This is a genomic window from Neobacillus sp. Fa239 (assembly GCF_055395235.1).
The window spans coordinates 3363512-3375933 of record NZ_AP041611.1 but is presented as its reverse complement, the minus strand read 5'-3'; the positions used below and the strand labels follow the sequence as shown (position 1 = coordinate 3375933).

Genomic DNA, 12422 nt, shown 5'->3' with positions numbered 1-12422 from the left:
AAAAAATTAGGGAGAGATGCTGATGTCTTATGATTAATTTCAAAAAACTGAAAAGAGTCGGACGGAAAGTTCAAGGGAGCGTGATGGCGGGGCTTTTGGCAGTTGCTGTAATTCCAATTACAAGCAGTGCTAATGCTCCATCAGCATTAGCAGCGATGGCTCCTGATGGTACCCCGGATTATTACAACACGCCAAACTATGCCAACAGCCAGCTGCCAGAGGTTGATGCTAAAGGAAATATTGTTGCGAACACAGGAATCCGAAAATTTGTCGACGGACTGCCGGGATTGGGAAAAGCAAACGAAAATAACCTTGGTCAATATTTGCCGGTTGCAATCCCTGATACGACCACCTATCCTGGAACGGATTACTATGAAATCTCTTTAGTGCAATACACCGAAAAGATGCATAGTGATTTGCCGCCCACCACACTTAGAGGTTATGTGCAAACCAATACGACAGATGAAACCGTAAGTAAGCCAAGCTATCTTGGACCTATGATTATTGCTCAAAAGAATCGCCCCGTCCGTGTCAAATTTACGAATAAATTGGGAACAGGCAAAGACGGTGATTTGTTTTTACCTGTTGATACATCGCTTATGGGGACCGGAATGGGACCAGATAGGCAGCATATGTATACACAAAATCGAGCAACGCTTCATTTGCATGGAGGTCTAACGCCGTGGATCAGTGATGGAACACCGCATCAATGGATAACTCCTGCCGGGGAAGATACTCCTTATCCAAAGGGTGTTAGTGTGAAAAACGTTCCTGATATGCCTGACCCTGGAGATGGGTCAATGACCTTCTTTTACACAAATCAACAGAGTGCCCGCTTGATGTTTTATCACGATCACACCTACGGGCTTACCCGTTTGAATGTCTATGCAGGTGAGGCAGCAGGATATCTTCTTCGTGATGATGTAGAGAAGCGATTAATTAACGCCGGAATTATTCCGAAAGATGAAATTCCACTAATCGTTCAAGATAAGACGTTTGTGCCAACCGATAACCAATTAACAGCAACAGACCCAACCTGGGATAAAACCAAATGGGGAGGACAAGGAAATCTATGGTTTCCACACGTTTATATGCCAAACCAGAATCCTTATACCCTTGAAGGTTCCAGTCCAATGGGACGCTGGGATTATGGTCCATGGTTCTGGCCGCCAAACACAAGCTTAAAAAATGACCCGGTTGATAATCCTTTATACGATTCAAATGACCCCAACCATGTACAGCCGCTGAAGAACCCGGGTGTTCCCAAGGTTTCTGCCGTTCCGGAAGCATTTATGGATACACCAGTGATAAATGGCACGGCTTATCCAACACTGACCGTCGATCCTAAAGCATACCGTTTCCGAATTCTAAACGCATCGAATGACCGGATGTGGAATCTTCAGCTATATCAATCAAAAGCAAGCTTTGAAAATAAGGATGGAACGATGTGGGATCAGGCCGGCAAATTGCTAGATGCCGATTTTGATGAGGTACCAATGGTTGATGCCGTGAAGAGGACTGGATACCCTGCCACATGGCCAAGTGATGGAAGGGATGGGGGCGTCCCTGATCCAGGAGCAGTTGGACCAAATATGATTCAAATCGGGAATGAAAGTGGATTCCTGCCAAATGCTGTGGAACTTAAAAATCAGCCAATTGATTATGAATATGGCCGCAGAAGCATTACCGTTCTAAACGTTTCCAGCAAGACCCTTCTTTTAGGACCGGCTGAGCGGGCGGACGTAGTGGTCAACTTTAGCAAATACGCAGGGAAGACACTTATCCTTTATAATGATGCGCCTGCACCGGTTCCTGCTTTTGATCCGCGCTATGATTATTACACAGGGGACCCGGACCAATCTGCTACAGGGGAAAATACAGGCGGAGCACCTACAACCATACCTGGTTATGGTCCTAATACAAGAACGATTATGCAAATTAAGGTAGCTGCTGCTGCTTCAAATGCAACAGATACTACCCAAACAACGTTGGACAATTTAAAAACGGCTATTCCAAAAGCATTTGCTGCCGACCAAAATCCAGTGATTTTTCCGAATTTAAACAAGGAAAAATGGGTGAATATTCAAGATACATCGACCACCTTTACACCGTATGGAAGTACGACACCATTAAAAATGGATTTGCAGCCAAAAGCCATTGCGGAAGAATTTGAACAAAATTATGGCCGAATGGATGCCACATTGGGTGTTGAAATGCCGAATACCAATTTTCAGAATCAAACCACGATTATGCTGGGATATATCGATCCTGCTACAGAAGATTTGACAGATTCCATCACACCGATGAGTCCTGTTGCAGGCGATGGAACGCAGATTTGGAAGATAAGCCACAACGGAGTCGATACCCATGCCATCCACTTCCACTTATTTGACGTGCAAATTGTCAACCGCGTGGGCTGGGATGGGTCGATAAGATTTCCTGATCCGAATGAACAGGGCTGGAAGGATACAGTGCGAATGAATCCTTTAGAGGATTGTATTGTCGCTCTCCGACCGGTGGCGCCAAAATTGCCGTTTGGTTTGCCTGATAGTATTCGTCTCCTTGATCCAACCATGCCAGAAGGTTCAACAACAGGTTTCATGAACGTGGATCCAAAAACAGGGAATCCGGTAACCGTCACAAACCAAATGACAAATTTTGGTTGGGAATATGTATGGCATTGCCATCTTCTAGGGCATGAAGAAAACGATATGATGCGCACGATGATTTTCCACTTTGCACGGGTGAAACCAAAGGCATCAACACTTAGTGTTACCAGGATTTCAGGGGGGAATTCTACACTAAACTGGATAGACGCCACACCGGCAAATGTTGCGTATATGACCACGCTTGGAGATCCGAGCAATGAGATTGGTTTCAAAATAATGCGTGCCCCGGTGGCAAATGGAGTCGTTGGCTCATACTCACAAATTGGTATGGCATTAGCTAACGTTACTTCGTTTACCGATAATACCGCAGATGTAAATACAACCTATCGCTATATTGTAAATGCGTACAATGCTACAGGTGATACAGATTCAAATGCAGTGGAAGCAGCTGGTCTGCCTTTAGCACCGACTAATCTTAAAGCTGTACAGTCTGGTCAGAATGCAAGTTTAACCTGGACTGATAACGCAACAAACGAAACAGGATTTGTTGTAGAACGGTCCTCAGATGGGGTGGATTTTTCCGTAATCGGAACCCCGGGCCAGTTAAAGAATACAGGCATACAAAGTTTTACAGACAGCTCAGTGGCACCGGGCACATACACGTATCGAGTCAAAGCTGTAAATGGTACATTGGAATCGGCGTATTCAAATTCGGCTGCTGTTACCATTGTTAACATACCTCCACCACCAGCACCGAATGCTCCAAACAATTTAAAAGCAACTTTACAAGATGGTCTAGCAGTTAATTTGACTTGGAGAGATAATGCAAATAATGAAACGGGTTTTGTCGTTGAACGTTCAATGAATGGAGGCAACTATTCCGTCATTGCAACACTGGGTTCACGAAATAGTACTGGCAATGTCAGCTTTACTGACCTAACCGTTGCAGCAGGGAATGCGTATTCTTATAAAGTTAAAGCGATGAATGGAATAACTTCATCCAGCTATTCGAGCACTGTGCAGGTAAACGTACCGAATATTCCTAGTGCTCCTACCAATTTGCAAATCACCGCCCAAAGAGTAAATGGCTCGGATACGATTACACTTTTCTGGTCGAAGCCATCTGGAACAGTTACTTCATACAATGTTCAATATGCCACCAATAGTGGATTTACACAAAATGTTTCGTCGGCAAATGTAACATCAGCTTATTTTACGAAATCCGGTTTTAACAGGAATGTAACCTACTATTTCAGAGTACAAGCATTGAATCCAAGCGGTTCTTCCCCATGGTCTTCTGGCGTTAATGTCCGTACACCTTAGAGGATCACATAAACCTTTATAAATAATGAAAAGGAGGCAACAGAATGAGGAAAAGGCTTATTTATATGTCAGTGCTTGCCGCTTTGCTCGTGGGGATATGCTCTGTAGTGGCGGTATGGCATGACAATATTGCATTAGCCAAAAAACAATCAGCTATGAAAATTACACCTGCGGAAAGAATGGCAAGATATTCAGTAAAGAAAAATCATAAAGCAGTAACTCCAATTCGCAGGAGCCGTTTAACCCAAATAAATGTCATTACTGAATCAGCAAAGGTTCTGGGCACGTTGCCAATAAACATCATCGATCAGATGAAAAAAGGAAAAACATTGGTTCAAATCGCACAAGATAGGGGATTGACCAAAGCACAATTTTTAAAGAAACTAACTGATTTAGATAATCAAACTGTCACATCAGCGGTTAATTCGGGAATGATTTCCAAAAAACAAGGAGATGTGATAAAACAAGGTCAGACCGAACGGCTAAAGAATAATTTAAATCTTAAAGCCATTGACGTCAATGACCATCAGGCCATGGATATATGAACCATTAATTAAAAAGAAAGCAAAACACAAAAAACCTAATCCGATTCAGGACTAGGTTTTTTGTGTTATGATTTCCGGCTCTGAAAAAAAAGAAGTAACCAAATCATTGAGCTGACTGAGGTCAACCTTATTAATAAAATCTAATTCTGTAGTTAAGGTTAGCAAAGCACTCTCAATAATAAACTTTCGCGGTTCCCTCGATTGCAATAATTCATCCAGAACAAAGTCCAACAATTCATAATACTTCACTTGAGCTTCTTGCACTTGTACTTCTTTATTTATGGTTTTCTTAATTTCGTTTGTGGTATGGATCAGCTCTTCTTTAAATAAATGATCACTCTTTTGACAATTTGGAAACCACGTTTCCAATAATTCTGGATTTAGTAATTGCTCTCCCGATTCCGCAACTTCGTCAATTATTTTTACGATTCGGTTAACACTGAATTTAACGACACGGTGGATTTTTGTATGTTCGCCATTGGCTAAAAAATCAAAATGAAGATTTAATTGAACCATTCCCATAAACATGATGGCACAATCTAATAAGTAGGGTTTTTTTGCTTCGCCAAAGAGATCGATGAACCTTTGATAGACCCAGCGGAGCATCATCATTTGTCCACGTTTGAGAAATTCCTTCATTTCCTTATCATTCGAAAAAAATACTTCCTCAAATAGAGCAAATAACTTATTTTTCTTATTTGACTTCATTTGCAATTCCATTTGTTTGATAAAAATCTCAATATCAGCCGGGTCCTGACCAATCAGCAGTTTGTTCCGTTCTATATCCATTTTCTTAAAGATGGTTTTAAAAATGGCGATTAGTAATTCATTTTTAGAAGAAAAATAGTTATAAAAAGTTCCTTTAGAAATACCGCTGAATTCCAAAATATCCTGGATAGACGTAGCTTGAAAACCCTTATCGATAAATAATTGATGCGCTTTTTCTATTACATGCTGCTTCCGATCTTTCAATAAAATCACCTTGATTTCCATTTGTACTCCCTGTATAAATATATAGTACATTATTTTATTAGTTAAAACAAACCTAGTAAAAAAGGATTATTTTTCAGTTGCATAATTTGAACTGCTGGTATATGATAATGTCTATGTGAAATATAAGTACAAAAAATTGAACCAAAGGTTTAAAGGGGGAACTAACATGGATCAATCGATGAATCAAACAAATCGCCCTCCATACGGGATTCTTGCCATCCTGATGATTGGCGCTTTTATTTCAATGTTAAATGAGACATTGCTTAATATCGCATTACCATCTATTATGAAAGACCTAAGTATTGGAGCGTCGACGGTACAATGGCTTTCTACAGGTTATATGCTTATAAATGGAATCATGATTCCAGCAACAGCGTTTTTAATTCAAAGATATACGGTGCGCCGGTTATTTTTAACGGCGATCAGCTTATTTTTAGTTGGGACCATTCTTGCGGGTTTTGCACCTAATTTCTCGATTTTGTTAGTGGCAAGGATGATTCAGGCATCCGGCTCGGCTATCATGATGCCATTATTAATGAATGTTATGTTAACAAGCTTCCCGCCTGAAAAACGCGGTGCGGCGATGGGGTTATTTGGGTTAGTGTTTATCTTTGCACCAGCTGTGGGACCTACTTTATCTGGCTGGTTAGTTGAACATTATGATTGGAGAATGCTTTTCCATATTGTAACGCCAATCGCAGCAGCCATTCTATTAGTTGGAATTTTCTTACTGAAGGATAAAAAGGAACATGTTGAAATTAAACTTGATGCGTTATCCTTTGTGTTATCAAGTATAGGATTTGGCGGAATCCTTTATGGATTTAGTTCAGCTGGTAACAAGGGCTGGGATAGCCCAGAGGTTTATATAACAATTATCGTAGGGGTAATTTCTTTAATCCTTTTCATATGGCGCCAATTAAAACTAGATGTTCCAATGCTTAATTTCCGAATTTATAAATATCCAATGTTTACTTTATCATCAGCCATTTCTATCGTGATTACAATGGCAATGTTCTCTGCAATGCTGCTACTACCAATCTATGTACAATCGATTCGCGGGATATCCCCGATTAAATCTGGATTACTTTTATTGCCAGGGTCTTTATTAATGGGAATTATGTCACCAATTACTGGTAAATTATTCGATAAATATGGCGGTCGTGTCCTTGCGATCATTGGCTTAACGATTACAACACTTACGACATATTTTCTAAGCAAATTAACACTTGATACGACCTATACGGAATTAATTTTGATTTATTCTGCGCGGATGTTCGGGATGTCAATGGTTATGATGCCAGTAATGACAAACGGCTTAAACCAATTACCGACTCGTTTTTATCCACATGGTACCGCGATGAACAGCACATTGCAGCAGGTTTCTGGTGCAATCGGTTCAGCTTTATTGGTCACGATTATGTCCAACAGGACAAAAACACACGCTGCAGATTTATTGGCAGCGGCAAAGAAACATGTTGCGGCAAATCCAACACCGGCGGCAATGGCAGAAATGAAACAAATCCCACTAAAGGCTATGCTAGAAGGGATTAATGATTCATTCTTGGTTTCGTGTGCTATTGCCTGTGTGGCACTCGTGCTTGCGTTCTTCATTAAACGTTCTAAACAGGCAGAGGACGTTCAGGATGTAAAATCTCAAAATAAAAAAGTAGCAAAAAAATTAGTGGAAAACTAATTTCATAAGAAAGGGCATCGGTTTTATCGATGCTCTTTTTTTTTATTTCAATATTTTCAACTAAAATCCTGTTCCGATATCGAAATGGCTGAACCGCTTGACGTATGCTCATTAACCCATCCAAGAGAGGCGCCCGAAACCGCGGACCAGTTGGGAATATCAGATTGGTGCTGTTCGACCCAGCTCATACAAAACTGGGGATCAATATTATAGTCGAGGCACTGGGATAAAAACGCTTGAATCGTTGCCTCATTACAGTTTTCCCATGAGCCGCATGTGTTGCTAAAAACATTTTCCATTTTAGTCAATACGGAAAGTTCATTTATGAAATGACTAAATTGATTATCATTTGTCACATCCATTCCTCCTTGTCATAATTTATTAATCGCTACTAACGATGACATCTTAAGTATGTCCAAGGAAAAATAATTTAATTGCCACAATCTTATTATTATATGCAAAAATGTCTATTTGTTTTATATCGTAAAACATATAATTTAATCCTTCTAAACAAAACTGCGCCAATAGGAGTCGCAGTTTATTTGTTTTTTCGACAATATTTTTGGTAATGTCGAAACCTTTTAAGGGATTAATAATGAACAGATATAATAACTGATTCGGCTTTATAGGAGAAAAAGTAGGTAAATTCAGAAAAACTAGCTATTTTATTATATTTTTCTAATCTAATAATAAAAATTTAAATTCGAGTTTATTTTACAAAATATTTGAATTATTTGTGATAAATTGATAGAGTATTCATAATAATTGCACAAGTTGTTGGACGTTTATTTTACATAACGGAAAGTTAATATGGTGCACCATTTTACAGGTTGTATAATGAAAACTAGTTTTACTGCCTGTAAAATTAAAATATAGTGCAGAATATTCTGTTAACTAAAGATTACATAAGAAAGTGTAAAGGAGGAAGGTAATCGAATTAATTTTTTCCGATAATTTTTAAAGCGCTTTCATTTTCATTTTATTATGAATTCTGGAATCTTAAGACTAAAACAGGAAAAAAGGAGGCTTTCTCTTTGGAAAATAAAAAAATGCAGCGTATTTCCTTTACTGATCTTGAAAAAAACTTTCAAGAGGTAGAACCCGCATTAACCAACCGTGAAGCGGTAGAAGAATCCAATCGATGCCTATACTGTTATGATGCCCCTTGTATTAAGGCCTGTCCGACAGGTATTGATATTCCTACATTTATTAAAAAAATAGCCTCAGGGAATTTGCTTGGATCAGCAAAAACCATTATGTCCTCGAATCCAGTTGGAGCAAGCTGCTCAAGGGTTTGCCCTACTGAAGAGCTTTGCGAGGGTGCATGTGTCTTGAATCACTCTACTAAACCAATCATGATTGGAAACCTGCAAAGATATGCTACCGACTGGGCCATACAAAACGAACAAACTCTTTTCCAACCAGGGGAATCTAACGGAAAGACCGTTGCCGTCATCGGCGGTGGACCTGCCGGGTTATCTGCAGCAAGAGAACTGGCACGATTAGGGTTCGATGTAACAATATTTGAAGCTGCCGAAAAGGCAGGCGGATTAAATACATATGGTATTGTTTCATTCCGTCTGCCTCAATCTATTTCATTCTGGGAAGTGGAACAGGTTGAAAAACTTAACGTTAATATCCGGACAAACACTAGGGTTGGAAGAGATATTTCGCCAGAATATTTGCAGGAGAATTTCGATAAAATTGTTCTGGCAACAGGAATGGCTCATGTTCCAAACTTAGGTGTTGAAGGGGAAAACTTAGAGGGTGTCTTTGACGCCATTGAATTTGTAAAAGCAACGAAGAGCGGGTTGTTATCTTCAGATCTTATTGGCAAGCGGGTCGTGGTTATTGGTGCTGGAAACACTGCGATTGACGGTGCAACTTGCTCCGTTCGATTAGGTGCCGAAAATGTCAAAATCCTTTATCGCAGAACCGAAGAAGAAATGACCGCCTATGACTTCGAATATGAATTTGCTAAACAAGACGGTGTTGAATTCCGTTGGTTGACGGCTCCAAAACGAATCATCGGTGATGAATTTGGCAAAGTATCAGGGATTGAGTGTATTAAAATGGAGCTGGGTGAGCCGGAAAAAGACGGGCGCCGCAGCCCGGTGGCGATTAAAGGCTCAGAATATATGATCCCGGTTGATGCAGTTGTGAAAGCCATCGGTCAGACTAGATACATTGAATTAATTGAATCGTTTGGCCTCGATCATAAAGGCGGCGTGGTCCAAGTGGAGAAAGATACCTTCCAAACTTCTAATCCCAACATTTTTGCATGCGGCGATGTTGTGTTTGGCAAGGGAAAAGGAGATGCCATGGTGGTAACGGCTGCCCAGCAAGGAAAAGACGTGGCTTACGCCATTCATAATCAATTTGCTGCCATAGGAATTGTCTAAACAGTACCTATACTAGAATGATAGAATCTTCATATTTAACATTGAAGGGGGATAAAAGGATGGCAGATTTACGAATTAATCTTGCAGGGATTAAGTCACCAAATCCGTTTTGGCTTGCCTCTGCACCGCCAACGAATTCAGGATATCAGGTGCAGCGCGCCTTTGAAGCTGGTTGGGGTGGGGCAGTGTGGAAAACATTGGGTGATCCGATATTAAATGTTTCCTCCAGGTTTGCAGCAGTAAGCTTTAACGGTCAGCGAGTTGCCGGGTTCAATAATATCGAGTTGATTACCGACAGACCTTTAGATGTTAATTTAAAGGAAATTTATGAAACGAAAAAACGGTTTCCAAACCATGCGATCATTGCATCGTTAATGGTCGAGCCTAAACAGGAAAAATGGCATGAAATTGTCAAACGAGTAGAAGATGTTGGCGTTGATGGCTTGGAGTTAAACTTTGGCTGTCCACATGGAATGGCTGAGAGGGGAATGGGCGCAGCTTCAGGGCAGGTACCAGCCCTTGTAGAACGTCAGACTTATTGGGTAAAAGAAGTAGCGAAAACACCAGTTATCGTAAAATTAACGCCCAATATTACGGATATAACCGTAACGGCTGAAGCAGCTGTCCAAGGAGGAGCAGATGCTATCAGTATGATTAACACAATCAATAGCTTAGCTGGAGTGGATCTAGACTCCTGGAATACGATCCCGCATGTTGCTGGTAAGGGTGCCCACGGCGGCTATTGCGGTCCGGCAGTTAAGCCGATTGCCTTAAATATGGTCGCAGAATGTGCAAGAAATTCCAGAATCAATGTTCCGATTTCTGGAATAGGCGGAATTTCCAATTGGCAGGATACGGTGGAATTTTTACTAATGGGTGCAACAGGTGTCCAAGTCTGTACAGCCGCGATGCACCACGGCTTCCGCATTGTGGAAGACATGATTGAAGGATTAAGCAATTATTTAGATTCAAAAGGTATTTCATCTGTTAACGAAATTATCGGAAAATCTGTTCCGAGGTACTCAGATTGGGGCAACTTGGATCTAAACTATAATATTGTCGCAAAAATTAATCCCGATGTTTGCATCAATTGTAATAAGTGTCATATCGCTTGTGAGGATACCTCACACCAATGTATTGATATGCTGACTGATGCAAATGGTAAAAGTTATCTTAAAGTACGTGAAGAAGATTGCGTTGGCTGTAACTTGTGCTCAATTGTCTGCCCGGTTGATGGCGCGATTGACATGATTGAGGTCAAAAATGGGCTTCCACCAATGACCTGGAATGAACGCCAGGCCGCATTAGGTGCTGCCGCAGAATGTAAAGTCGATGTGACGAAATAATTTAGGAGGATGATAGATATGAAGAAACTTATTAAAAATGGAACTGTGGTAACAGCTTCTGATATTTTTCAAGCGGAAATTCTAATTGAGGATGGAAAAGTAGCACAAATAGGATCGAATCTATCTACTCTAGGCGCAGAGGTCATCGATGCGAAGGGCTGCTATGTATTCCCTGGAGGGATTGACCCGCATACTCACTTCGACATGCCTTTTGGCGGTACTGTAACGAAGGATGATTTTGAAACAGGGTCAATCGCTGCCGCTTTTGGTGGAACGACATCGGTTATCGATTTTTGTTTAACAGAAAAAGGAGTACCTTTAAAAAATGCCATTCAAACCTGGCATGGTAAAGCCGATAATAAATCCGTTATCGATTATGGCTTCCACTTAATGATTGGCGAAATCAATGACAATGTATTAGGTCAGTTGCCACAAGTCATTAACGAAGAAGGGATTTCCTCTTTTAAAGTATTTATGGCTTACAAAAATGTACTTCAAGCCGATGACGAAACCTTATTCCGTACTCTTACCTTTGCAAAAGAGCATGGAGCGCTGGTGATGGTACATGCTGAAAACGGCGATGTCATTGATTATCTAACGAAAAAAGCATTGGCGGAAGGTAAAACAGACCCAATTTACCATGCGTTAACAAGACCGCAGGAATTAGAGGGAGAGGCGACTGGACGGGCAGCGAAGCTTACCGGCCTGGCAAACTCTCAATTGTATGTCGTTCATGTTACCTGTGCTGATGCCGTTGAGCAAATCGCCGAAGCGCGCCGAAAAGGTTTTGATGTATGGGGTGAAACCTGTCCGCAATATTTAGTTCTTGATCAAAGCTATATGGAAAAGCCTAATTTTGAAGGCGCCAAATATGTTTGGTCACCGCCATTAAGAGAAAAGTGGAATCAAGAAGTATTGTGGAATGCCTTGAAAAATGGCGACCTGCAAACATTAGGATCAGACCAATGTTCGTTCGACTTTAATGGGCAAAAAGATTTAGGCAAAGGCGACTTTTCAAAAATTCCTAACGGTGGACCAATCATCGAAGATCGTTTTTCAATCTTATTCTCAGAAGGTGTCAAGAAAGGCCGCATTAGCTTGAATCAGTTTGTTGAACTTACTTCAACAAGGGCAGCTAAATTATTCGGCCTATTCCCGAAAAAAGGTACGATTGCTGTTGGAGCTGATGCCGATATCGTTATTTTCGATCCAAACGTTGAGAGAGTCATTTCTGCTGAAACCCATCATATGGCTGTTGACTACAATGCCTTTGAAGGGATGAAAGTAACCGGTGAACCTGTTTCAACATTAGTACGCGGTGAATTTGTTGTTCGCGATAAACAATTTGTCGGAAAACCTGGTTCGGGTCAATTTTTAAAGAGAGCCAAATATAACACACCCATTAACCAAAGTGAGACATTATCCATTAATTAACATAAAGGAATCCTTATGATTTTATCGAATTAAATAGGTATAGAGCTGCTTGCCTATTGCCATCTATTTTTGATAGG

Annotated in this window: 8 protein-coding genes; 6 read left to right on the top strand and 2 right to left on the bottom strand. The window is 40.7% G+C overall.

Going from position 1 to position 12422, the window contains the following annotated elements; translation table 11 throughout:
• Positions 1–29 precede the first annotated feature (29 nt).
• Positions 30–3932 (top strand): fibronectin type III domain-containing protein, encoded by a 3903-nt coding sequence (locus ACZ5XR_RS16420; protein ID WP_464497377.1) that lies wholly within the window; start codon positions 30–32, stop codon positions 3930–3932.
• 44 nt (positions 3933–3976) lie between these two features.
• A complete protein-coding gene (locus ACZ5XR_RS16415; RefSeq protein ID WP_464497376.1) occupies positions 3977–4477 on the top strand; it encodes a hypothetical protein in 501 nt (166 codons plus the stop codon).
• A 51-nt stretch (positions 4478–4528) separates the two neighbouring features.
• Here ACZ5XR_RS16415 and ACZ5XR_RS16410 read toward each other — a convergent pair whose 3' ends face one another.
• A complete protein-coding gene (locus ACZ5XR_RS16410; protein WP_464497374.1) occupies positions 4529–5470 on the bottom strand; it encodes a TetR/AcrR family transcriptional regulator in 942 nt (313 codons plus the stop codon).
• A 166-nt stretch (positions 5471–5636) separates the two neighbouring features.
• On the opposite strand from ACZ5XR_RS16410, the gene ACZ5XR_RS16405 reads away from it, so the two are divergent.
• A complete protein-coding gene (locus tag ACZ5XR_RS16405; protein WP_464497373.1) occupies positions 5637–7163 on the top strand; it encodes a DHA2 family efflux MFS transporter permease subunit in 1527 nt (508 codons plus the stop codon).
• 56 nt (positions 7164–7219) lie between these two features.
• On the opposite strand, the gene ACZ5XR_RS16400 is transcribed toward ACZ5XR_RS16405, so the two are convergent.
• On the bottom strand, positions 7220–7519 hold the full coding sequence (locus ACZ5XR_RS16400; protein WP_464497372.1) for a hypothetical protein: 300 nt from the start codon (positions 7517–7519) through the stop codon (positions 7220–7222).
• A gap of 693 nt (positions 7520–8212) precedes the next feature.
• Here ACZ5XR_RS16400 and ACZ5XR_RS16395 point away from each other — a divergent pair.
• The 3 genes from ACZ5XR_RS16395 to hydA are packed head-to-tail and all read left to right on the top strand — an operon-like array spanning position 8213 to position 12345.
• The gene (locus tag ACZ5XR_RS16395) at positions 8213–9565 is read left to right on the top strand and encodes an NAD(P)-dependent oxidoreductase (RefSeq protein ID WP_464502346.1); all 1353 of its coding nucleotides are present in this window, start codon (positions 8213–8215) and stop codon (positions 9563–9565) included.
• 59 nt (positions 9566–9624) lie between these two features.
• Positions 9625–10911, top strand: coding sequence for an NAD-dependent dihydropyrimidine dehydrogenase subunit PreA (preA, locus tag ACZ5XR_RS16390; RefSeq protein WP_464497371.1), 1287 nt, complete (start codon positions 9625–9627; stop codon positions 10909–10911).
• A gap of 18 nt (positions 10912–10929) precedes the next feature.
• Entirely contained in the window at positions 10930–12345 is a 1416-nt protein-coding gene (gene hydA, locus ACZ5XR_RS16385) for a dihydropyrimidinase (RefSeq protein WP_464497370.1), read from the top strand.
• Positions 12346–12422 lie beyond the last annotated feature (77 nt).